Annotated in this window: 16 protein-coding genes and 1 pseudogene; 10 read left to right on the top strand and 7 right to left on the bottom strand. The window is 46.0% G+C overall.

Annotated features, from left to right (window positions below; genetic code table 11):
• The first annotated feature begins 44 nt into the window (after positions 1-44).
• Entirely contained in the window at positions 45-8,561 is an 8,517-nt protein-coding gene (locus ACHBID_RS09380; protein WP_394731483.1) for a MucBP domain-containing protein, read from the top strand.
• A gap of 476 nt (positions 8,562-9,037) precedes the next feature.
• Here ACHBID_RS09380 and ACHBID_RS09385 read toward each other — a convergent pair whose 3' ends face one another.
• Both ACHBID_RS09385 and ACHBID_RS09390 read right to left on the bottom strand, forming a co-directional pair.
• Positions 9,038-9,550, bottom strand: coding sequence for an NADPH-dependent FMN reductase (locus tag ACHBID_RS09385; RefSeq protein ID WP_394731482.1), 513 nt, complete (start codon positions 9,548-9,550; stop codon positions 9,038-9,040).
• Between the two features lie 48 nt (positions 9,551-9,598).
• On the bottom strand, positions 9,599-10,060 hold the full coding sequence (locus tag ACHBID_RS09390; protein WP_394731481.1) for a MarR family winged helix-turn-helix transcriptional regulator: 462 nt from the start codon (positions 10,058-10,060) through the stop codon (positions 9,599-9,601).
• Positions 10,061-10,234: 174 nt separating this feature from the next.
• On the opposite strand from ACHBID_RS09390, the gene ACHBID_RS09395 reads away from it, so the two are divergent.
• From ACHBID_RS09395 to ACHBID_RS09435, 9 genes and pseudogenes are all read left to right on the top strand, one after another.
• Entirely contained in the window at positions 10,235-10,729 is a 495-nt protein-coding gene (locus tag ACHBID_RS09395; RefSeq protein ID WP_172074522.1) for a DUF5590 domain-containing protein, read from the top strand.
• On the top strand, positions 10,726-11,907 hold the full coding sequence (locus ACHBID_RS09400; RefSeq protein ID WP_394731480.1) for a pyridoxal phosphate-dependent aminotransferase: 1,182 nt from the start codon (positions 10,726-10,728) through the stop codon (positions 11,905-11,907). Before ACHBID_RS09395 ends, ACHBID_RS09400 begins: the two co-directional genes overlap by 4 nt.
• Positions 11,908-11,920: 13 nt before the next feature.
• Positions 11,921-13,267, top strand: a complete 1,347-nt coding sequence (asnS, locus tag ACHBID_RS09405; protein WP_394731479.1) for an asparagine--tRNA ligase — start codon at positions 11,921-11,923, stop codon at positions 13,265-13,267.
• Positions 13,268-13,338: 71 nt separating this feature from the next.
• The gene (locus ACHBID_RS09410) at positions 13,339-13,824 is read left to right on the top strand and encodes a GNAT family N-acetyltransferase (protein WP_172023041.1); all 486 of its coding nucleotides are present in this window, start codon (positions 13,339-13,341) and stop codon (positions 13,822-13,824) included.
• 67 nt (positions 13,825-13,891) lie between these two features.
• Positions 13,892-14,797 (top strand): hypothetical protein, encoded by a 906-nt coding sequence (locus ACHBID_RS09415; RefSeq protein WP_172058865.1) that lies wholly within the window; start codon positions 13,892-13,894, stop codon positions 14,795-14,797.
• Between the two features lie 73 nt (positions 14,798-14,870).
• The gene (locus tag ACHBID_RS09420; RefSeq protein WP_172096191.1) at positions 14,871-15,338 is read left to right on the top strand and encodes an NUDIX domain-containing protein; all 468 of its coding nucleotides are present in this window, start codon (positions 14,871-14,873) and stop codon (positions 15,336-15,338) included.
• Positions 15,339-15,595: 257 nt separating this feature from the next.
• Positions 15,596-16,222 (top strand): annotated as a pseudogene (locus ACHBID_RS09425) (ABC transporter ATP-binding protein); the annotation flags it as partial.
• A gap of 178 nt (positions 16,223-16,400) precedes the next feature.
• Complete coding sequence (locus ACHBID_RS09430; protein ID WP_394731528.1) at positions 16,401-17,213, top strand: transporter substrate-binding domain-containing protein; 813 nt, start codon at positions 16,401-16,403, stop codon at positions 17,211-17,213.
• Positions 17,214-17,322: 109 nt separating this feature from the next.
• A complete protein-coding gene (locus ACHBID_RS09435; RefSeq protein ID WP_125265654.1) occupies positions 17,323-18,138 on the top strand; it encodes a transporter substrate-binding domain-containing protein in 816 nt (271 codons plus the stop codon).
• Between the two features lie 103 nt (positions 18,139-18,241).
• Here ACHBID_RS09435 and glgB read toward each other — a convergent pair whose 3' ends face one another.
• The 5 genes from glgB to ACHBID_RS09460 form a co-directional block, all read right to left on the bottom strand.
• Positions 18,242-20,080: a 1,4-alpha-glucan branching protein GlgB gene (gene glgB, locus ACHBID_RS09440; RefSeq protein ID WP_125265653.1), complete on the bottom strand. Its 1,839-nt coding sequence runs from the start codon at positions 20,078-20,080 to the stop codon at positions 18,242-18,244.
• Positions 20,081-20,149: 69 nt separating this feature from the next.
• Entirely contained in the window at positions 20,150-21,595 is a 1,446-nt protein-coding gene (gene glgA, locus ACHBID_RS09445) for a glycogen synthase GlgA (protein WP_105110487.1), read from the bottom strand.
• An 8-nt stretch (positions 21,596-21,603) separates the two neighbouring features.
• Complete coding sequence (glgD, locus tag ACHBID_RS09450; RefSeq protein ID WP_105110486.1) at positions 21,604-22,719, bottom strand: glucose-1-phosphate adenylyltransferase subunit GlgD; 1,116 nt, start codon at positions 22,717-22,719, stop codon at positions 21,604-21,606.
• A 12-nt stretch (positions 22,720-22,731) separates the two neighbouring features.
• Complete coding sequence (locus ACHBID_RS09455; protein WP_105110485.1) at positions 22,732-23,859, bottom strand: glucose-1-phosphate adenylyltransferase; 1,128 nt, start codon at positions 23,857-23,859, stop codon at positions 22,732-22,734.
• A 164-nt stretch (positions 23,860-24,023) separates the two neighbouring features.
• Positions 24,024-24,935 (bottom strand): LysR family transcriptional regulator, encoded by a 912-nt coding sequence (locus tag ACHBID_RS09460; protein WP_394731476.1) that lies wholly within the window; start codon positions 24,933-24,935, stop codon positions 24,024-24,026.
• Positions 24,936-25,148: the final 213 nt, after the last annotated feature.

Genomic DNA, 25,148 nt, shown 5'->3' on the forward strand with positions numbered 1-25,148 from the left:
AAATTGTTTTAAAAAACAAAATAATTTATAGAGGAGGGTTTGCAATGTCAAATAAACCTAATCGGAGGAATCGTGGTTTTGACTGGTATAGTCTACGCCAGCGTTTCTCCATTCGTAAGTACCATTTCGGTGCTGCCAGTGTTTTGCTTGGTGTTGCCATCGCCAGTCTAGCGACAGGTCCATTGGCCCAGGCGGAGGAAATCGACCTTTCTACCCAGCCAGCGGTAGAAGTCCCAGTCCCAGAGACGCCACCAGCTGAGCTTCCAGTAGAAGTGCCAGAAGTTCCCGTGGTGGAAAGCCTGCCAAGTCCAGAGCCAGAAGCACCTGTCCTTGAAGCTCCAGTAGCACCTGCGGAAGTTGTCCCAGAAGTAACTGCTGAGCCAGTTGCGCCAGAAGCACCAGCTGCACCAGAGGTGGAAGCACCTGTCGAACGCCAAGCAGGTATCGTCTACCATGCCTCCTATGTGGAAGAAACCACTAAGGAAGAGGTCGGCAAGGGCAAACCACAGGCGACCATCGTCACCACTACTGAGGAAAAGGCTAGCGCAGAAGTGAACGTCACAGCTGACTACCTGCCGAAGGGCTATGAGCTGTCAGACCCAGCCAAGACCAGCGTGACCGCCACCGTCCACGAAGGCCAGGCCAACCCAGTAGCCTTTTCAGTGCGCCCTGTAGCTGTCCCAGAAACCAAGGTAGTAACAGAAGGCTATACAGGCCTTAGGGCAACAGTGCCACCAGCAGCCGACGGTCAAGTCGACCAACCGACAGACGGTGCCGATGCGACAACCTATAAAGGTGCAGAGCATTTCAAAAACTATGATGCCGCTGACTTGCAGAAAATTAAGAGACAAATCACCTGGCTTGATTTTTCTAACAGAGATGGAGCTTGGGGTGATACTCTAGATACGGTTGCAGGTATGCCAGCGTTAAGAGTTGGTTCAAAATATGTAAAAGAAATTACTCCTGGTTATAGAGTTGAGGTAACTGTAAAAGAATTACGGCCATTCCAAGCAACAGATGTATATAAAAATCGTGTGGAGGGCACTGCTCATGAAGGCACTTACAACCCAAATGCTGTGAATGCCAATTTGAAAACTTATGCTGCAAATAAATCGGAAGCAGATTATGGAAATGATGCACGAATTGTAGCAGCTCCTCAGGATACATATTCAAATGCAAAACGTCAAGGGTTAGATATAACCGGTGATGTTACTTTGAGATCATATGCAGATGGTGGTAACGTCGGTGTTAAGTTTGAGACAAAAGCATATTATTTGAATAATGAAATTCCAATCAACGTTGTATTGATGTCAGGTGAAGAATCTGGTGATTCGGAAATTGAAATTTATACAACTAATGGTGAGAATTTTGAGCTATTTGGTGAATTATCAAATGATAGTACCGTGACATCCTATAAACCTAAGGGAATTGTGGGTAGTTCGGGAATATACGGCCATATCAATTATATGGCTGAAGAGCGCTCACACTTATCTCAGGAATGGTATGATTTTTATGAACCGAAGTATTGGGTAAATGAAGCGACGGATTCTTCATGGGAGACAGCTGTACAAAAAGCAGCTGTAGCAACTGAAGGTGGTCTAAGGGTAGTAGATGGTATTGGTACGAAAGTTTTTGGTCCAGTATCTAACCATATTGATACAGGGCATTCAACTCCAATCATCATGACCAAAAATGCATCAGAGGTAGGGGTTTACATTGCAGCAACTGGCCGACAGTCTACTATGATAGGTGTGGCCTTGCTAGATCATGGTGATGCTCCAGAATCTTATGGCTCAGGAGCCCATTCTATTTCACTCAGCGCTGCCGAGAAACAACCATATCTTGGTAAAGTTATGGGTGATATCGACTTTATTCCTGAAGGTATTCCACCAGGATCTGTGCCATGGTACCGTGACGAGCTAATCAACCAGTTTGACGAAGGTCCTGCCCAGCTCATGGGTGATGATGTTGAAGCAGGCACAAACTACACGCTTCACCATGCAGATAATGGAAGTTACGAGCTCAAGTTTATTGCCAACACTAACGGCCATGCTGAGGCTTATGTCCAAGGCTGGATTGACTTTAACAACGATGGTAAATTTGATGATTCTGAAAACTCTGGTTTGATTCGTATTGTCAATGGTAAAGAGCAATACACACTCAACTTCAATGATATTTATCAAAATGTTGACCCAGTTGTTACCAAGCTGGGAGTTCGAATGCGGATTGCCCTGGATGCTGTAGATATTATAACTCCAGACCTGACAGCTTACTCTGGTGAGGTGGAAGATTTCCAGATTCAGATGACCCACCCACCTCGTGGTAGCCTGACAGAGAGCAGGGGCGAGCAAGGTCAGACACAGACTGGTGTCGTGAACTTCTTTGCCTATGGTGAAAATCGCTATTCGACTACACCTGCTAAGATTGACCAAAAGGTAGCCCCACAAATCGTCAAGGCAGATGGAACGCTGGTTGCTGATACAGACTTGGATTCGGAAGGCTACTATGTAGTCGCAGGCGAAGGTAAGTACAAGCTGACAGGTGCTGGTGACAATGTTAGTGTAGAATTCATCCCAGAAGCTGGCTTTATCACTGAGTATGCGGACGGAAGCAAGATTGATCCAGATGGGAATCCTCTCAAAGTAGCTAAAGGCATTTCTATCCGTCGTTCGTCTACCGTCAAGGATGCCCACGATGTAGCCTACACAACTGGTTGGCACGCTAAGACTGAGCAAAATAATCTTGAAAATGTCTCTCCTGATGTTACTCTAGCGGGTCAGCCTGCGGGTACTATGGACGGCCGCTTTGTACCGCATGTCGTAGCTGTTCGACCAACTGCCACACCGGCTGTTTCCACAGGTGTCCAAGGTGCGATCCAAACAGGTACGCCAATCTTCACATCAGGTGACGAAAATGTCAAGATGGGCCACACACCTGAAGGTGGAGGCATCTATCCGATTAAGCTGATTGATGAAACTAATACGGAAGCAGATACTGCTAAGGCCTATGCGATAGTTGACGGTGCTAAGACAGAAGTCGGCACTTATACTGTAGATGGTAGCACAGGTACTGTGACCTTCACACCGAATGATGCTGGTAAGAAGTATATCGGTGTCGTTGACCCAGCGACTGTGATTGCCAAAGATACGAATGGCTCGTCAGTGTCCACGACCTACACCCCAACCATTACCCCGATTACCCCGACTGCCCAAGCAGCAACCACTGTCAACCTCCAAGGTAAGACTCAGGAAGCGGCTGTGACCTTTACAGCTGATAATGCCAACAGCACGGTCAGCTTTGTCAAATCTGCTGCTGTTCCGGCTGACCAGTCGACAGTCGGAGACTTGCTGCCAGACACAGTGACCCTTTTGGATGAAAATGGCAATAAAGTCGACAAAGTGGAGGGACCACACGGTACCTACGAATTGGATAAGAAGGCAGATGTCATTACTATTACCTTCACACCGAAGCCAGACTTTTTTGGTACAGCGACCCCAGTTCGTGTGCAAGTAGAGGATTCAAACGGCACAGCTGTTGAAACTAGCTACACACCAGTAGTTGTCCAAGTACGTCCGACAGCTGAGCAGGATGAGACCTATGCAGTTAAGAATACACCGCAAAAATCTACTACAGACTTCTTCAAACCAGGCCAGCTAGACTTAAATGGTGATGGCGACTATGACTCTGTAAAGGAAACGGTTGCTTTGGACCCATCAACCCTGAAATTGATTGATGGCGAACAAGAAGTGACTAGTCTGACCATCGACGGTCAAGGTACCTACACCTTGAATCCTAACGGCAGTGTGACCTTCAAACCAGTGACGGACTATGTAGGCGATGTGACACCAGTGACTATCCGTATCAAGGATGTGAATGGTACTCCAGTTGAAACGACCTACACACCGCACATCATCGATGTCCCAGAGAAAGAATTGACCACGACTGTCAAACGGACCATCAACTATGTCTATGCAGATAATAGCCCAGTTACAGTGGATAAAGATGATGCGCCAGTTGCTCCTCTTGAGCATACAGTCTCCTTTACTCGTACGGCTATTGCTGATCCAGAGACTGGTGAGATTAGCTATACGGAGTGGACACCAGTAGGTGACACAACAACCTTCCCAGAAGTAACTTCACCTCTACTTAATAACTTTACGCCTGATAAGGCAGTGGTTCCAGCAGATACAACTGTTTCTGGAGATGACGCGGATGAGACCATCACAGTTATCTATCGTGAAAATGATAAACAGATGGCAACCATTACTTACAAGGCTAAAGTTGGTACTGAAACGGTAGAATTGAGCAAGGAAGGCGCTGAAGGTCATCCAGATGATGCTATTGATTTCCCTAACTCTCCACAGAAGATTGCGGACTTTGAAAAACTTGGCTACATGGTTGAAAGCAATGCCTTTGCGGATGCGACAGATCCAACCTTTGACGATCAGCCGGGCGTTCAAAACTTTGATGTTATCCTAATACCGAAGACCACAACCATCAAGCCACAGGATCCATCTGATCCCGACAATCCAACTAATCCGAAGCCAGGTGATCCTGCAAATCCTGGTCGTGATGATAGTCCAACCTGGGATGCGGTGACCAAGTCTATTACCCGTACCATTGAGTACCGTAAGGATAGTCCAGAGGGCGAGTTGATTACAGGAGAGACTCACACGGACACAGTGACCTACGAGCGGACTGGTACCTACAACTTTGTGACCAACACCATTTCTTACACACCTTGGACCCTCAAGGAAGGTACGGATGCTGACCTGTCTGGTAAGGCCTTGCCGAAGATTGATGGCTATGTGGCTGTTTCTGCTACGAAAAATGGCACAGCGGTCGAGCCTGTAGCAACTACGGAGACTATTGCCGTTGACGAGGCAGGAGTTCGTGTGGATGTTCAAGACAATATCAAGGAAATCGTCGTCTACAAACCATTGTCCAACTGGACCATCACACCGCCTCCAGGAAATGACCCAGTTCCACCAATTCCTTACGACAACCATCCGACCGACCCAACCAAGCCGGCAGATCCAACTCCGACCCCAGCAATTCCGAAAGTGGATGGCTATGTCCCAGTTGGACCAGATGGAAATGAATTGCCTAAGGATCCAGATGGTAACTACATCCCACCAGTACCGACTGACCCAACTCAGCCAACAGTTATTACTTACAAGGCCCTTGAACAGAAGGCAGTCATCCAATACTTGGAAGAAGGCAGCAATAAGGTTCTCTCTCCAGCTGATGAAGTAACTGGTCTAGCAGATCAACCAATTGTATACAGCACAGCAGATACCATTGCCTTGATTAAGGAACGTGGCTATGAGTTGGTTCAAGACAACTTCCCAACTAATGCGACATTTGACCGTGATACAACCAGTCCACAGGTCTACACAGTTGTGTTTAGAGAGAAGGTTGTTACAACCACTCCAGATAATCCACAGACCCCAGGCACGCCAGTGGATCCGAATAATCCTGATGGACCGAAGTGGGAAGATGTTTCTCGCACCATTACTCGTAAGGTGTCCTATGTGGTCGAAAGTCCAGAGGGCGAGACTGTAACAGCTCCAGAAGCCAAGACTACAACAGTGACCTTCGAGCGGACAGGTAGCTACAACTTCGTGACCAAGCAAGTGACCTACACGGATTGGGAAGCCAAGGATGGTGACGCTGTTCTGGAAGGAAATCCATTGCCAGTCATTGACGGCTATGTGGCTATTGCAGCGACTAAGAACGGTGATAAGGTAGAGGCTAGTACAACTGCGGAGGATGTGACCGCTACGGAAACTACGACTGATATCAGCGAAGTCGTGACCTACAAGAAACTGTCTAGCTGGACCGTCACACCGCCTCCAGGAAATGACCCAGTTCCAGACATTCCGTATGAAAACGATCCGAACGATCCGACCAAGCCTGCGGATCCAAAACCAACCAGACCAAATGAAGAGGATCCAAACAATCCAATTCCAACGGTCCCAGACTATCCAGGCTATGTACCAGTAGACCCTGATGGTAATGAATTGCCTAAGGATCCAGATGGCAACTATATTCCACCGAAACCGAAGGATCCAAGCCAGCCAACGCCGATTACCTACAAACCGGTTGAGCAAGTTGGTAAGATTAGCTTTGTGGACGTGACAGTTCCTGAAAATCCCGTGACCAAGGTGACCATTGACCTGTCTGGTAAGACTGGCGATAAGCTGGGCATGGATGTATCCAGCATTGTTACCATGTACGAAAACCTGGGCTACACAGTTACCAACAAGGATAATTACGATAAGGACGGCACATTTGGACCAGATCTGAAGTCCAACACCTTTGTCTACGAATTGGTAGAGCGGACGGAGAACATCGACCCAGATGATCCAAATACACCAACGCCTAAACCAGGTGAGCCAGTTGATCCGAACAATCCTGACGGACCGAAATGGCCAGATTCTGTCAGAGATCTTGTGACGACTGAAGAAGTGACGCGTACCATTTCTTATGTGGATACCAAGGGTAATACAGTCTTTGAGGAAATCAAAGAAACCAAGACCTTCAAGCGTACAGCTAAGGTTAACATCGTAACAGATGCCATTACCTACGGTGACTGGTCTGCTGATCAAACCTTTGAAAAAGTGACTTCACCGCTCAAGGACAACCACCTGGTAGACAAGCTCGAAGTGCCAGCAAGCACCGTCAAGGCTGAGGATGAAGACATCAATGAAGTCGTGACCTACACACTTCTTGGCCAATGGAAACCAGTCGTGCCACCGGGTACTAAACCTGTGCCGCCTGTGACCTACCCACGTGATCCGGAGGATCCGACCAAGCCAGGTACAGAAGTTCCGACTATTCCAGCTATACCTGGAACCATTCCTGTCTACCCAGATCCAAATAACCCTGGACAAACCATTCCATTGAAACCAAGTCCAGATGGAGGTTATGAGCTTCCACCTGTACCAAGCAAGCCAGGTGAAGATACGGTTATCGAGTATGTTCCAAACACTGTTAGCCTGACTGTCAAATATGTGGACGATACGGGTGCAGACCTGCGTCCAACAGAAAGCAAGGAAGTCAAGGTCGGTGATGACTACACCACCACTCCACAGGTGATTGAGGGCTACTATCTAACTGAAATCCCTGCTAACAGCAAGGGCAAGGTGGGAGCAGAAGGTACAACCGTTGTCTATGTTTACAATAAACTCGGTTCATGGGTACCAGAATTGCCAGAGGGTCACGACCCAGTGCCACCAATTCCGTATCCGAACCATCCGACAGACCCAGGTAAACCAGGTATTCCGACAGGTGTTGTGCCAGTCGTTCCAGGCTACATCCCTGTAGGACCAGATGGTAAAGAATTGCCTAAGGGTCCAGACGGTAACTACCTGCCACCTGTACCAAGCAAGCCAGGTGAAGATACGGTTATCGAGTATGTTCCAAACACTGTTAGCCTGACTGTCAAATATGTGGACGATACGGGTGCAGACCTGCGTCCAACAGAAAGCAAGGAAGTCAAGGTCGGTGATGACTACACCACCACTCCACAGATGATTGAGGGCTACTATCTAACTGAAATCCCTGCTAACAGCAAGGGCAAGGTGGGAGCAGAAGGTACAACCGTTGTCTATGTTTACAATAAACTCGGTTCATGGGTACCAGAATTGCCAGAGGGTCACGACCCAGTGCCACCAATTCCGTATCCGAACCATCCGACAGACCCAGGTAAACCAGGTATTCCGACAGGTGTTGTGCCAGTCGTTCCAGGCTACATCCCTGTAGGACCAGATGGTAAAGAATTGCCTAAGGGTCCAGACGGTAACTACCTGCCACCTGTACCAAGCAAGCCAGGTGAAGATACTGTTATCAAGTACATTCCACAAGACGCTAGTGTGACCGTGCGCTATGTGGATGACAAGGGCAATGATTTGATTCCAAGCAAGTCCATTCCAGGTAAGGTTGGTGATGATTACACGACCACCCCTGAGATCATCAAGGGCTATCTGCTCAAGGAAGTACCAAGCAATGCTTCTGGTAAGATTCCAGCAGGCGGTACAAGTGTTGTCTACACTTATGTACCAATTGGAAGCTATGTGCCAAACATTCCAGGTCAGCCATCTACTCCGATTCCGTATCCGAACCATCCGACAGACCCAGGCAAACCAGGTATAGATCTACCATCTATTCCGCATGTTCCGGGTTATATCCCTGTCGGTCCAGGAGGAGTACCATTGCAGCCAGTAGATCCAAGTGATCCATCCAAGGGCTACATTGCGCCTCCTATCCCCGGAAATCCAGGTCAAGATACACCAATCAACTACATTCCGAGCCCACCAGCTCGACCAAGTAGACCGATTGTTGTGACACCTGTCAAGCCTGAGACTCCAGTTGAGCCAGAAGTTCCAACAACTCCAGCTCAACCGAGCCCAGCAGGACCTGCACAACCAGCTAGCCCTGGTACGGCTCAATTGCCAAATACTGGTACCAGCGATTCACATGCAGTGACTGTAATTGGTGCTAGCCTCTTCCTAGCTGCCCTTGCCATAGCAGGCACAGCTCGCAGAAGAGAAGAGTAACCCTTATGCTTTCCAACTATCCTACATGGTCTTTATCTGGACCTACATTCCCACCACTAGTCGAATGATTGGTTTATATTGCATCTTCTCACCTCCCACTTGTAGGCCAGATAGCAGACCTGTTTGGTAGTAGAAAATAGATAGGCACCCAGAATCTGGGTGCCTTGTCTATTCTATGGAATATGCGTATTGAGAATCTTTCCCCATTCTGCTATAAAATAACTAGGAAATAGGACCAGAAGACGTCAGAAAATCAGTTCGACGGCGGATATTGTCGCAAAAAGTCTGGGGTAGTCCAAATTCAAGCACACAAAATCTATTCAGCTAAAAGCAGCAGTCCTAGGTAGTTAAGAACCTAGGACTTTTTGAGTAAAAAAGAAAAGCCTATCTCCTGAGAAATAGACTTATAACCTGTATTTGCAGCTCAGCATATTTAGCTTGTGAATACAGGTTCTTGTTGTAGGGAGGCTTGCGAATTAGTTAATTGCAGCGAGAACTGCGTCAACTTGTTTAGCCAATTGTTCTTCATCAACTGGAGCGCCGTTTGTTGCAAATGTCAATTCATCTACGAAGTTTGTGCGGATGAATGGAAGAAGTGCACGGTATTGAACAGCTGCATCTTCTTGGTGTGCAACTGAAGTGATAGATACTGTTGCCACTTTTTCATGAAGAGCAGATGCACCACGTGGATCTGACAAATCAAGTGCACGGCTGAGCCAATCGAGAACGTTTTTCACTGAACCAGGGATAGCAGCGTTGTAAACTGGTGAGAAAATCCAGATAGCGTCAGCAGCAACAACTGCTTCACGCGCAGCTTTTACAGATGCAGGAGCATCAGCTTCCAAATCTTGTGAGAATACAGGAATTTCTTTCCAATCAAGGTAAGATACAGTTGCTTTACCTTCAAGCGCTTTTTCAGCAGCTTGAGCCAATTGAGCAGTGAATGAACCTTCACGAAGAGAACCAACTAAAAATAAAATGTTTGACATAATGTAACTCCTTAATTACTTGATGTGACTATCATAACACATAAATCACTAATTAGCAACATCTTTATCTATGAATTTGAATCTTTTTAGTAAATCGGCCAATAAATCCTGTTCTTCCTGGCTCAAAACAGAGAAAATTTTTCCAACATGAGCATAGTGTTCCGGCAAAACCTTCTCAATCGTTTCCCGACCGAAAGGAGTCAAACCAATCAAGGAAGCCCGCTTATCACTTTCATCCTGGGTCTTGAAGATATAGCCATCACGGACCATATTCCGAATGACTACCGTCATGTTGCCAGAAGTGCTGAGCAGCTTATCAATCAAATCCTGGATGCGTAAATTCCCCTTATTGTAAAGTGCTTCCATCACGCCGAATTGGCCAACGGTTAATCCATGTTTTCTGATAATCTCTGTCTCCTGTCTGCTAATAGTATTGGCAGCGCGACGAAAGACAACTAAACTATGTAGGGCATGCTGATTTTCTTTTAGAGAGTTTTCTACTTTATTCATAAGTATATTTTATCAATAACTAGTTCCTTTGGCAAGAAATTTGATGGCTGAAAAAGCTGATTCTGACAAGATTTTGAGCGCATTTTCCCATATCGAATTTTAGCTGAAGTTTTTTTGCAGAATTTTCGGATTCAATTAGCAATATGTGGCAACTTGTAGTATAATATTCCTATTATGGCGAAAACATCACGTGAACCTTGGATTAGCCTGACCTTAGGTCAACAATTCTTGATTGGTTCAGCAGTTATCCTGACGGTTTTGACATTTTCTATACTCCTGATTTTGGAAATGGCCAGCAGTCCCTATGCCCAGGCAAGTGAGAGGGCAGAGAATCTGGCCCGTCAAGCAGTCCAGTTGGAAACCATTGAAAAGATTAGCTCCTACCGAGGTGTGGACGACTTTCATACCGTCTTAGGGACGGATTCTGATGGGCAAGAGCTGGCAATCCTAGTGTCAGACCAAACCTCCCAAGTTTATGTTTACAAACTATCTGACGGCGTTGCCCAAGCCCAGGCTGAGGCCATTGCCCAAGAGCAGGGAGCCGGCCAGATTGATCGCGCGATTATCGGCATGCGGGAGGGCAAGCCTATTTGGGAAATTAAGTCAGGGACGGCCTATTATAACATTGATTTTAAAACTGGAGACTTTATCAAAAAGGAGGGCTTATGAGTAAGCTATCAAACCGCGTTTTGGAAATGGAAGAAAGTGTGACCTTGGCGGCTGGTGCGCGTGCCAAGGCCTTGAAGGCGGAAGGGCGTGATATTTTAGAGCTGACCTTGGGTGAGCCAGACTTCGTCACACCGAAGAATATTCAAGAAGCAGCCATTCAGTCTATCGAAAATGGCAAGGCTAGCTTTTACACGGTGGCTTCAGGTCTGCCAGAATTGAAGGACGCAGTCAATACCTACTTTGAGAATTTCTATGGCTACTCTATCGAACGCAATCAAGTTGTTCTTGCCACAGGTGCCAAGTTTGTTCTTTACGCCTTCTTTGCGGCGGTTATCAATCCTGGTGATGAGGTTCTCATTCCAACACCTTACTGGGTTTCCTATGCTGACCAGATTAAGATGAACGAAGGCGTGCCAGTCTTTGTCACTGCCACAGAAGAACATAATTTCAAGGTGACAGTTGCTCAGCTTGAAGCTGCTCGGACTGACAAGACCAAGGTCCTCTTGCTCAATAGTCCGTCCAATCCGACAGGTATGATTTACAGTCGTGAGGAATTGGAAGCTATTGGCAACTGGGCTGTAGAGCACGATATTCTCATCTTGGCAGACGATATTTACGGTCGTTTGGTATACAATGGGAACAGCTTTACACCGATTTCAAGCATTTCAGAAAGCATTCGCCAGCAGACTATTGTGGTCAATGGTGTTGCAAAAGCTTATGCCATGACAGGTTGGCGGGTTGGATTTGCCGTTGGTAATCCTGAAATCATTGCGGCCATGAGTAAGATTGTCGGACAAACGACGTCAAACTTAACAACTGCTGCTCAGTATGCGGCCATTGAAGCCTTTACAGGTCCGCAAGATACGGTCGAAACCATGCGTCAGGCCTTTGAAGAACGACTTAACACTATCTATCCATTACTAGCAGAAGTGCCAGGTTTTGAAGTCATCAAACCGGAAGGAGCCTTCTATCTCTTCCCTAACGTCAAAAAAGCAATGGAAATGAAGGGCTACACAGATGTGACCGAATTTACCACTGCTATCTTGGAAGAGGTTGGTGTCGCCTTGGTGACAGGTGCAGGTTTTGGTGCTCCTGAAAATATCCGCCTCAGCTACGCGACAGATATGGATACACTAAAAGAAGCGGTGGCTCGACTACACACATTTATGAAAAAGTAAAAGAGGAAAAATAATGTCTAGAAAATTGATTACCATTAACCAAGTAAAAGATTATGTTGGTCAAGAAGTGACCATTGGTGCCTGGGTTGCCAACAAGTCAGGTAAGGGGAAATTGGCTTTCCTGCAGTTGCGTGACGGAACAGCCTTCTTCCAAGCCGTTGCCTTCAAACCAAACTTCATCGAAAAATTCGGTGAAGAAGCTGGTACTGAGAAGTTCGATGTGGCAAAACGCCTCAGTCAAGAAACGTCAGTTTATGTGACAGGGATTGTCAAGGAAGATGAGCGTTCTAAGTTCGGCTACGAGCTGGATGTGACGGATTTGGAAGTGATTGGCGAGTCACAGGACTATCCGATTACACCAAAAGAGCACGGGACAGATTTCCTTATGGACAACCGTCACCTCTGGTTGCGTTCTCGTAAGCAGGTTGCTATCCAGCAAATCCGTAACGCCATTATCTATGCGACTTATGAATTCTTTGAAAAGAATGGCTTTATCAAGTTTGATAGCCCAATCTTGTCTGGAAATGCGGCAGAAGATTCAACAGAATTGTTCGAAACAGACTACTTTGGTCAGCCTGCTTACCTCAGTCAATCAGGTCAGCTCTATCTTGAAGCTGGAGCTATGGCACTTGGTCGTGTTTTCGACTTCGGACCTGTTTTCCGTGCGGAAAAATCAAAAACTCGCCGTCACTTGACAGAGTTCTGGATGATGGATGCCGAGTATTCATTCCTCAGCCATGAAGAGTCACTTGACTTGCAAGAAGCTTATGTCAAAGCCTTGATTCAAGGTGTTATCGACCGTGCTCCTCAAGCCTTGGAAACTCTTGAGCGTGATGTGGATGCCCTTAAACGCTACATTGCAGAACCATTCAAACGTGTGGCTTATGATGATGCCATTACCCTTCTGCAAGAACATGAAGCTGATGAAGATACAGACTACGAATACATCGAACATGGTGATGACTTCGGATCGCCACATGAAACTTGGATTTCAAACTACTTTGGTGTACCGACTTTCGTTGTTAACTATCCAGCAAGCTTCAAGGCCTTCTACATGAAACCAGTTCCTGGCAATCCAGAGCGCGTACTTTGTGCGGACCTCTTGGCTCCAGAAGGCTACGGTGAAATCATCGGTGGTTCTATGCGTGAGGACAACTACGATGCCTTGGTAGCCAAGATGGACGAACTCGGTATGGACAAGTCAGAATATGAATTCTATCTTGACCTCCGTAAATACGGTTCAGTGCCACACGGTGGTTTCGGTATCGGTATCGAGCGTATGGTGACCTTCGTCGCTGGTACAAAGCACATCCGTGAAGCCATTCCGTTCCCACGGATGTTGCACCGTTTGCACCCGTAATGAAGATGAGAAGTTGACCTTGTGTTAGCTTCTTTTTTTCAGTATAATCATTTCAAAAGGAGGCAATAGTGATGATTATTAAACCCATGCAGACTGAGGAGGAGATTAGGGGTAAGGCTTATGTCCATTGGAAAGCTTGGCAGGAGGCCTACGCTGATTTGTTACCGCAGGAATTTCTCCAAAAGACCTACACGCTAGAACGCTGTCAGGACTGGGCCTTTCGCTATCCAGAGAGGATTTTTGTGGCTCTTGAAAATGACCAGGTAGTAGGCTTTACCTGCTATGGTCAGTCCATGTCGGAGGATTTGGAAAATGCTGGCGAACTATATGCCCTCTATGTGCTGGCGGATGTCTACGGTCAGAAAGTCGGCTACCGACTGCTCCAAGCTGCGCTGGAAAAAATGCAAGACTACGATAGGGTTTGCCTCTGGGTGCTGGAAGGAAATGCGCGTGCTATTTCTTTCTATGAAAAAGTCGGCTTTCGCTTTGATGGGGTGAGCAAACAGGTCCATCTCGGCCAAGAACGGACAGAATATCGGATGATTTTGGAAAAGTAGGGTAGGCTATTGTTTTAGGTGGATATTTAATATATAATTATGTTATAAAATATTCACGGAGGTTCTTATGATCTACCTTACCAATCATCGCCTGCGAGTGGAGATTGCTGAGCCTGGCGAGCGGCCCAATGATACTTTTCGCTTTGACCGAGCTGGTTTCATCTCTAATGTCATTTTGGACGGAGATACGCATTTCTGTGCCAATGAACCCATGAACCTGAGACACTTGTCATCGGGCGGCCGCGGTCTGTGTTGTGAGTTTTCGGGTGATTTTTCACAAGGTGCTGCAGTCGGAAACTATTTTCCAAAGCTAGGAGTGGGTCTGATCAAGCAGGACAGCGACCTGGGCTACCAGTTTGAACACAAGTATGAGGAGGTTGTGCCCTATCCTGTGACTTTTAGCCACACGGAGACCAGTGCGGACTTTGTGACGGATGCGGTGCCTTGTTTGGGCATTGCAGCTCAGGTGCGTAAGACCATTCGGATAGAGGACAATCACCTGATTTTGGAGGCGACCATCACTAATGTTGGCGAGCGGGAGATTGTGACCGAGGAATATTGCCATAATTTCCTCAGTATCGATGGGATGGCTATTTCGCCTGACTACCGCCTGGAGCTGCCGGACATGTATGATTTGGGCGACCAGCGCCTGGAGGGATTTGGTGGCTACGACCATAATAATTTTATAGCAAACGGCAAGGCTATTGCCTTTGACAAGTGTGAGACCGATGTGTCTTTGAGTGTGCTTTCTACGGAAAATGCTCCGCTCCGAGATGAGTTTTCATGGAAACTTTTACACAAGGGGGCTAAGGCTAGCGTGACTGGGACGGACAGTGTCACCCCAACCAGTCTCCTCCTATGGGCAACGGACCATATCGTCAGCCCAGAAATCATCCAGACCATTTCTATCAAGCCAGGTCAGAGCCATTCTTGGACCCGGAAATGGACCTTTGAAGCAGAACCACGTTGGTAAGAAATTAACAAAGCCGAGGGATTTCCTTGGCTTTTGTGGTATAATGAGGAATATATTATAAAAGGAGTGAACTATGTCCCGTAAGCAAACCGTTACCCTGACCAATATGTGCCTCATTGAAGACAAGGATGGAAATGTGGTGGTACAAATCCGCGACCCCGATCGTTATCGTTGGTCCGGCGTTGCATTCCCAGGGGGTCACATTGAGGAAAATGAGCCATTTTATGATTCGGTCGTCCGTGAGGTCTATGAAGAAACCGGTCTGACAATTCAGAATGCCCAGCTGGTTGGGACCAAGCACTGGCCTGATAAGGAGGGGCATCGTTACATTGTCTTTCTCTACAAGGCGACAGCATTTACCGGTCAACTCCTCTCGACGGAAGAAGGAGAAGTCCGTTGGGTTAAAAAATCGGATTTACCCCAAATGGATTTGGCCTATGACTTGCTGGAAATTCTCAAGGTCATGGATAATCCAAATCTGTCTGAATTTTTCTATACAAGGAAAGACCAGGACGGAGAATGGGATAGGAATTATAGATAGGAGCAAAGTTGAACAAGAATGTTCGGCTTTTTTTCCTGTCATTTTCATGTTAATCATTGAATATTTTCTTGAATAGTAATATAATAATAGTTAGTGATAATTACAATAAAGGAGGAGAGTAATGTATAAGATACTACTAGGCTATGTTGGTAACTATAAGCGACCCTCGATTTTGGCATTCTTGGCGATGACGATTGAAGTGCTGTTCGAGCTATCCATTCTCTTTTTGATGGCGGCGATTATCGACCAAGGGATCAATCGGAGCGACAGGAGCTGGGAAAACGACTATTACCAATCTCATCAATCGTTTCTACGAGATTCAGTCAGGCATAATTACCTACGACGGAATTGATATTCGTTTGATTGATAAGGCTTCTCTGAGAAAATCCCTGGGCATCGTCTTGCAGGATACCCACCTCTTTACAGGGACCATTGCGGAAAATATCGCCCATGGTAATGAAGCTGCCAGTCGAGATGAGATACTGGCTGCGGCAAAATTATCTAATGTTGACCGCTTTGTCAAACATTTGGAAAATGGCTACGACGCCCAGATTAGCGGTGATGGGGCTGGCTTGTCAAATGGTTAACGTCAGCTGATTGCTATTGCCAGGGCAGCACTAGCCAATGCTCCGGTCCTGATTTTGGATGAGGCGACTTCCTCTATCGATTCCTTGACCGAGAAAATGGTCCAAGAGGGTATGGACAAGCTCATGCAGGGCCGGACCGTCTTTGTCATAGCCCACCGCTTGTCGACGATTGTCAACTCTGATGTCATTATGGTTATGGACCATGGCCGCATTGTCGAACGTGGTAACCACGCAGAGCTCATGGAGAAAAAAGGCGTCTACTACAGACTGTATACAGGCGGCTTAGAAATTGATTAAAAACTGATAACTGGAACACTCTGGCAACAGGGTGTTTTTTCAGCATTTTTCATTTTTTCAAGAAAATGTATAAAAATTCGGATTTTATGGTTGACAATTGCATAATTATGGTATAAAATGGCATAAACATACGAAATGTATGGTATAAAAATAGTGTCTATTGCATAAAAAGGAGATTATCATGAAATTAAAAAAAGTTTATACATTTGCGACAGTTTGCTTTGCTAGTTTGGCTTTGGCTGCATGTGGTTCATCAAACAGCGACCAAACCACACTTGAAAAAATCGAAGACAAGGGGACCCTGGTCGTTGCCCTCAACCCAGAATTCCCGCCCTTTGAATACAAGCAATTGATTGACGGTAAGGACACCATCGTAGGGGCAGATATCGAGTTGGCCAAGGCCATCGGTGAAGAATTGGGCGTGGAAGTAGAGTTCTCACCAATGAGCTTCTCTAACGTATTGGCAAGTGTCCAAAAAGGTACGGCGGACGTTGGTATTTCAGGGATTTCTGCCACAGAAGAACGCGCCAAAACCTACGACTTCTCAGAAGCCTACTACCAGTCGGTCAACAAGATGATTGTCAAAAAGGATGACGCAGCTAAATACAGCAAGGCTGAAGATTTCGCATCAGTAACCATCGGTACCCAGAAAGGTTCTATCCAAGAATCCGTTGCCAAGGAGGCTTTTGCTGACTCATCCATCCTCAGTCTAGAGAAGAACGGCGACCTGATCCAGCAATTAAAATCTGGCCAATTGGACGGTGTAATCTTTGAAGAACCGATTGCTAAGGCTTATGTGGGTAGCAACCCAGACCTGCAAATTGTGGACATGGACATTGAGACAACCATTTCGGACTCTTATGCTGTTGCCATGCCAAAAGGAAGCGCAGAGCTGAAAGCTAAGATTGACAAGGTCGTAAAAGAGCTGGTTGAGTCAGGCAAGATATCAGACTTTGTCGAAGAAGCTTACCAACAGTCAATCAGTAAATAAAGAATAAATATTCAAAGCACTCCCGTTGACAAATGAATAAAAATGCCATATAATAGGTCATGTTGTTTCAGAATATCTGAAAACATAAGCAATAAAGAAGGAAATTATCATGAAATTTAACAAAATTTTAACTCTTGCGGCAACTGTTGTAGCTGGTCTTACCTTGGCAGCTTGTTCATCGTCAACGACGGAGTCAAGCAAGTCAACTTTGGATACTATCAAGGAAAAAGGTACCTTGGTCGCAGCTACTAGCCCAGACTATGCACCTTTTGAATTCCAAGCACTTGTAGACGGCAAAAACGAAGTCGTTGGTGCGGACATCATGTTGGCACAGAAAATTGCTGATGAATTGGGCGTAAAATTGGAAATCTCTCCAATGAACTTTGACAACGTCTTGACCAGCGTGCAAAATGGCAAGGCAGATATCGCCATCGCGGGTATTTCTTACTCAGAAGAACGTGCGAAAACATTTGATTTCTCTGAAGAATATTACCTGATTTCAGATGTTCTCTTGGTCAACAAGGACAAGGCAGATCAGATTAAAGATACCGACGCTCTTGCAGGTCTTAACTTGGCCGTTCAAAAAGGTTCTACACAAGAAACGTATGCTAAAGAAAACTTGAGCAGTGCTAAGATTGTTTCTCTCACTTTGATGGGCGAAGCGGTCAACGAATTGAAGGCTGGTAAGGTTGATGCAGTCTTGATGGACTCGCCAGTGGCAGCAGGTTATGTTTCACAAAATGCTGACTTGGCCATCGCCAAAGCTGAGTTCCCAACCATTGATGAAAATTCAAAAGTCATTGCTCTTCCAAAAGGCAGCGCAGACCTCAAAGCAGAAATCGACAAGGTTATCGCTGATGTCAAAGCCAAAGGTGAATTTGACGCCTTCCTTGAGAAAGCAGCAACTTACACAGCAGTTGAATAGAATACATAGGTCAGTCATCTAAACAGTGGCTGGCTTTTTTGTGTGGAATTTTTCCTCAAATGCACAGAAAAAAATCTTGCACCAAAGGCACAAGATTTTATCGCTATTTCACTCGCTCCAGATAGAAGGACGTCAACCTTGGAACAGTAATCTTGGCTCCATTTTCATCCGGATAAAGGCTGAAGGATTCCATTGGAATGGCATTGGATGAGAAGACCAGTTTGTATTCAGAATCTGTTGGTAGGGCTAGGTGCACATCGAAGACCTCCTGATCATTGAAGTTATGAACAGTTAGAATTTCCTGGTCATCACTCTTGCGGACAAAGGCGTAGACGCTGGCCTCTTCATCGATTGTTATCCAATCAAAGCCCTTGTCATAGGCTTGATGGTCGTATTTCCAAAAGGCATCATTGTCCCGATAGAAGTTAGACAGGGTTTTCATCATCTGGTAGAAGGACTCGTGGTTTGGATAAAGGCGCAATCCCCAGTCCATTTCTGTATATTCATGCCATTCGCGGATGTGGCCCCATTCATTACCCATGAAGAGGAGTTTTTTACCAGGATGGGCATAGTAGAAGCTGTAGTAAACACGGGCCAGGTGGAATTTATCTTCAAAATCCCCGTTCATCTTATTAATGATAGAGTGTTTCCCATGGACAACCTCGTCGTGGGACAGGGGTAGGAGGTAGTGCTCGTTTTGATTGTAATACATGCCAAAGGTGATTTCCTTGGAATGGTATTTACGATAAACAGACGGACGCTCGACAAATTTCAGGGTATCATTCATCCAGCCCAAGTCCCATTTGAGGTCAAAGCCAATACCGCCGTCTTCCAGTGCATGGGTGACTTTTGGATAGCTTGAGGAATCCTCGGCAATCATGAGAACGCCCTTGTAATCGGTGTGAACCATGGCATTGACCCGCTTGATAAAGTCAATTGCGGCATGGTTGATTTTGTCCTCTTCGGTTTCTCCGCGCCAATAGAGGAGGTAGGAAAGGGCATCGACCCGAATGCCGTCAAAATGGAAGTTGTCTAGCCAGTATTTAAGGTTAGAGAGGAGGAAGGACCGCGTAATGCCCTTGCCCAGGTCAAAGTTAGCCGTACCCCACTGTCTATTTTCACGGTCATTTTCATGGAAATACTCATAGAGCCAGGATCCGTCAAACTGATAGAGACCATGGGCATCCTTACAGAAGTGGAGGGGAACCCAGTCCAAAATAACCCCAATCCCAGCCTGGTGACACTGGTCTACCAGGTATTTTAATTCATCAGGCTTGCCATAGCGGCTGGTCGGACTGTAATAGCCAGTGACCTGATAGCCCCAAGAGGCATCCAGAGGATGCTCGGTGATGGGCATCAGCTCGATGTGAGTGAATTTGTTTTCCTTGACATAGTCAATCAAGAGAGGGGCGATTTCCTTATAGGAATAGAAGGATTCAAGCGGGGCGCCAGCCTGGTTTTGATTGACAACCTTTTGTTTCCAAGAACCCAGATGAACCTCGTAAATAGACACAGGTTCTTCCTTGAAATCGTAAGAAACCCGGTCATACATCCAGATATCGTCCTTAAACTTGTAGCGACTGTTATAGGTCGTGGAGGCAGTATTGGGCCGGACCTGGCTGAAAAAGGCATAGGGGTCTGCCTTATAAATTTCCCGACCGTCATGGCTGATAATCAGGTACTTGTAGTCTTCCAGTGATTTCAAATCAGGCACATAGAGCTCAAAGACCCCGTCAATTTCCCGATTCATGGGATGACTGCGATCCCAGTTATTGAAATCACCAACTAAAAAGATTTCTCTCGCATTTGGAGCATAGACACGAAATTGGGTGCCAAGAATTTTATTACGCTCCTTGATGATATGAGCCCCCATTTTCTCATAGAGTGTGGTGTGCTCACCGGAATTCATATAGTATAAATCCAAATCAGTAAATTCTGTCATAACAATCTCCCTTGTGGAAAAGGAGTGGACCTTGGTCGCACTCCCCTTCAGTTTGTTGTCAAATCTTACCTAGCCACTAATTTCACGGTAGAGCCAGATATATTTCTCAGCTGAAGAGGTCCAGCTGAAGTCTTCTTCCATGGCTTGCTTGACCATGGCATTCCAGTCTTCTGGTCGGTCGTAGTAGGTCTGTAGGGCCAGGTCATAGACCTGTTTCATACTGTAGGCATCACGGCCGCCGAAGCTAAAGCCAGTTCCTTGAGCTGTTTCGATGTGGTATGGCTTGACGGTGTCCACCAATCCCCCTGTTTCACGGACAAGTGGCAGGGTCCCATAGTGCATGGAAATCAGCTGGCTAATACCACAGGGCTCAAACATGGATGGCATGAGGAAGAGGTCACTTGCTGCATAAATTTGGTGGGCAAGCGGTTCATTGTAGCCACGGTAGAAGGCAAATTTTTCAGGATAGGCATGCTTGAAGTGGTTGAAGGCATTTTCAACGTCTGCTTCACCATTACCCAAGATGACAAATTGCACATGGGCTTGAAGAAGATGGCCGAGCACCTCAGTCAAGAGGTAGAAGCCTTTCTGCCAGGTCAAACGAGATACGATACCGATCATCAGGACATGTTCATCCTGTGGAAGTCCAAACTGAGCTTGCAAGGCCAATTTATTGGCTTTCTTATCTCCGATTGTTTCAAGACCGTAGTTCTTCACTAGATAATGGTCTGTCTGACTGTCCCAACTATCGTAATCGATACCGTTAACAATACCGACCAAATCATGCTTGCGAAGTTCGAGGACGTGTTGCATATTTTCGCCGAATTCTTCGGTAAGGATTTCTCTGGCGTAGGTATCAGAAACAGTCGTTACTTTGTCAGCGTAGAGTATACCTAGCTTCATAAAGCTGATACATTCGTCGTGGAAACGTGCAATACCATCCAGATAGTAGCTGTAGTCCATCCCCAGGGCAGACCAGAGGGCTTGCTTGTTGAAAATCCCTTGGAAAGCCAGGTTATGAATGGTAAAGACATGCTTGATATTACGGAATTCTTCCCGGTAGCTGTAGAAGGTCCGGCAGAGGAAGGGCATGACCGCCGCATGCCAGTCGTGGGAATGAATGACATCTGGGAAGAAGTTGAGAGCCTCAAGCAGACGGCAGGTCGCATGCTGGAAGAACCCAAACCGCATGGCGTCATCATCGTAGCCATAGAGCTCGTCACGCTCAAAGAAATCACGATGTTCGATGAAGTAGAAGGTCACACCATCGACGACCTGGCTGTAGACATTGGCCATGGACTGGATATCGCCTGCTCGCACATCGTAGCTGGATACATAATCAAAATCAGCATGGTTGTTGATGGCGATTTTCTTGTAAAGTGGCAGCACCACCCGAACATCCATCCCCTGTTTGACCAATTCTTTTGGCAGAGAGCCGATCACATCAGCCAAGCCGCCAGTTTTGATGAATGGAAGTCCCTCAGATGCTACAAAGAGTACAGATTTTTTTGTCATGTTTACTCCTAGATGATTTGATGTGCCTTGATATAGGCTGGATTACTTGCAGTTCCTTTAATATCCGTAGAATGAACAATCTTGGTCGCCTTATCGATAATGGCATTTTCAATAGTGACACCGTTGCGCACCGTTACACCATTTAAGATAATGGAGTTCTTAATGGTCACCCCGTCCTCGATAATGACATCCCGGTCAATAATAGAATTTTCAACCTGACCATTGATATTGGCACCGTTGGCAATCAGGCATCGTTTGACATCTGCCAGTGGTCCGTAAAGAGTAGGAGATGAATCGCTGGTCTGGGTATGGATAGGCCAATCATTTTTGAAGAGCAATTTGCGCGTGTCACGCTGCAAGAGGTCCAGCTGGGTATTGAAATAGCTATCAATGCTGTTGATGCAGGCAACGAAGTCACGGTGGGCGTAGCCACGGATGACATACTGGTCAGCCACATCGCGCAGGATATCCTTGAGCCAGTAGAGCGAGGAAACCTTGTTGGCACGGCGGATGAGCTCGATAAAGGTGGTCCGCTTCATGATGTAGGCTTCAAGTGAAACAGGACGATTCTTGTATTTACCGTGGTTTTCTTCAAAGGCCACGACCCGCTTGTCATCATCGAATTTCAAGGTTTGGCATCCGATAAAATTCTCCTTGGCGTCCATAACATTTTTGTAGAGAACGGTGATGTCAGCTCCAGTTTCCTGATGCTCTGCCATGACCTTTGTGAAATCTTGGCTGTAGAGGAAGTAAGATGGCGCAATCAGCACATATTCCTTGGTCGAACTTTCAATGTAATGAAGGTTTTCTGAAAAGGCATTGATGTCATGCTGGTAAACAGAGTTGGGGTCGGTCACGCCGTTCAAGAGACGGAGCGAACCACGCTTACTGTTAATGTTGTAGTGCTTACCAGTTCCGACGTGCTGGATGGTTGAGCGCATCTTGGCAGGCATGTAGACCTGAAATTCCGTAATGCCAGAGTTGGACATATTGGACAAGACAAAGTCAATCAAGCGGTAGCGGCCAAGAAAACCAAAGGCTTGTACACCACGGTGGTCCATGACATTGCCAAAGTGCACATTATTCCCTTCAATATTTACAATTCCTAGAGTATTTCTTAACATAATCGACCTTTCTTACTTGTTCACATTCTTATCAATCAAGAGGATATTGTCTGGTTCGCCAGCCAATTTGACACCGTCCGCAATCTTGACATTTTCAGCCACGATGACATAGTCCAATTCAACGCCCTCACCGATGATAGCACCAGGTAGGAGGACAGAATTTTTGACAACAGCATCGACATTAACTTGCACATCATTTGAGATAACAGAGTGCTCGATGGCACCATCAATAATGGCTCCCTTATCGATATAGGCAGACTTGACAGAGGCAGTAGCACTGATAACTTGAGCAGGAGAGCCCTTGTCTTCAGAGTAGATTCTCCATGAACGGTCAGACAGGTCTAGCTCATCCGCATGGTCAATCAGGTCCATGTTAGATTCCCAGAGACTATTAACCGTACCCACGTCCTTCCAGTAGCCACGGAATGGGTGAGCAATCAGAGTGCGACCATCTGCCAGGTATTTTGGAATGATATCGTGGCCGAAGTCGTGTGATGAGGTTTCTGATTTGTCGTCTTCCAGGAGGTATTTCTTAAGCGTTTTCCATGTAAAAATATAGATACCCATTGAGGCAAGATTGCTCTTAGGGTTGGCCGGTTTTTCTTCAAATTCCTCGATGCGGTACTCATCATCCGTATTCATGATACCAAAGCGTGACGCTTCCTTGATAGGAACTTCGATAACTGCTATAGTCGCATCAGCCTTCTTGGAAATGTGGGTATCCAAGAGCTTGTCGTAGTTCATCTTGTAGATGTGGTCACCAGACAGGATGAGGACATACTCAGGCTCGTTCAAATCAATGAAGTCGATATTTTGAGTGATGGCGTCAGCCGTGCCCTTATAGAGACCAAAACCTTCGATTTTCTCACTTGGTGGCAGGACAAAAATACCAGAACCTTGGACATCCAACCCCCAACGCTGTGATTGGGCAACATATGAGTTGAGCAAGACCGGTTCGTACTGGGTCAAGACACCGACAATATCGATACCAGAGTTGGCACAGTTACTGAGAGGGAAATCGATGATGCGGTATTTTCCACCGAAGGCAACGGCAGGTTTGGCCACCTTTTTTGTTAAACCTTCAAGACGGGTTCCCCGTCCACCTGCAAGTATCATAGCTAACATTTTATTTTGAGCCATCTCATCACTCCTTAAAATTTATTATAGAAGTATTATAGCATAAAGAACAAAAAAATGAAAGCGGTTCCCGTGATTTTGTTGAAATATTTCCAACATCACTTTCAACTGCTTTCATGATAGCATTATAACATATATTGATAGAAGAAATCTACTTAAATATGTCATTATTTTTTATCGAATTTTACTTCATCCAGGAGATAGGCAATGAATTTTTCCCCCATGTCGGATAGGACAGCTTTCTCATGTTTGATGTAGATGAGTTCGATTTCATCGTCATAATCCAGCGGGATGGAGACGATATTGTCCCCGTTTAGGTTGGAGTTCAAGATACCAGTCGCAACCGTATAGCCGTTTAGCCCAATCAGGAGATTGAAGAGGGTGGCCCTATCGGATACGACGATGGATTTCTTGTGGTGGACTTGGGAGAGAATTTCCTCGGCAAAGTAGAAGGAATTGTGAATCCCTTGTTCATAGCTGAGGTAGGGATAGTCGGCTAGGTCATCCAGGCTAATACTTTTCTTTTGTGCCAGTGGATTGGTCTTGCTGACGAAAACATGAGGCTTGGCAGTGAAAAGATGCGTTTGGGAGAGCCTGTGGTCATCCAGCAACTTGAGCAGGACTTCACGGTTGTAGTTATTAAGGAAGAGGACGCCGATTTCTGAGCGGAAATTATTGACGTCATCGATGATTTCCCAGGTCCGGGTTTCCCGCAGGAAGAGCTCGTAGTCTTCCATTTCAGTCTCCTTGAGCAGGGAGACAAAGGCATTGACCACAAAGGCGTAGTGCTGGGAGGATACGCTGAAGAGTTGGCGCTTGGCATTGGGATTTTTATAGCGGTCTTCCAGAAGCTCAGTCTGCTCGACAATCTGGCGGGCATAGGATAGAAACTCAATCCCGTCCTTGGTCAGGGTAATGCCTTTGGGATTACGGAAAAAAATCTTGATATTGAGCTCTTTTTCCAGGTCGCGGATAGCATTGGACAGGCTTGGTTGGGTAATGAAAAGCTGTTTTGCAGCCTCGTTCATACTCCCTGTCTCTGCGATTTTTATAACATAATATAATTGTTGGATTCTCATAGCTCTATTGTATCATGAAATAGGAAAGAAATGAAGAAAAGTCCATTTTTTTAGGGTGGGAAAGCAGCGGAACTTATGAAATTATTGAATGTTTTTATTTGTGTCTTCTTAGTTTTGAGAGTTTAAAAATTGGATCTTATTCGCACATTGTCAAGTCAAGTGCAACAAGTTCATTGATAACTAGAGATCCAGAGGTTAAGCTGTCTGGGCTAG

Origin of the sequence: Streptococcus sp. A25 (assembly GCF_043674095.1) — a bacterium.
Lineage (GTDB): Bacteria > Bacillota > Bacilli > Lactobacillales > Streptococcaceae > Streptococcus > Streptococcus suis_V.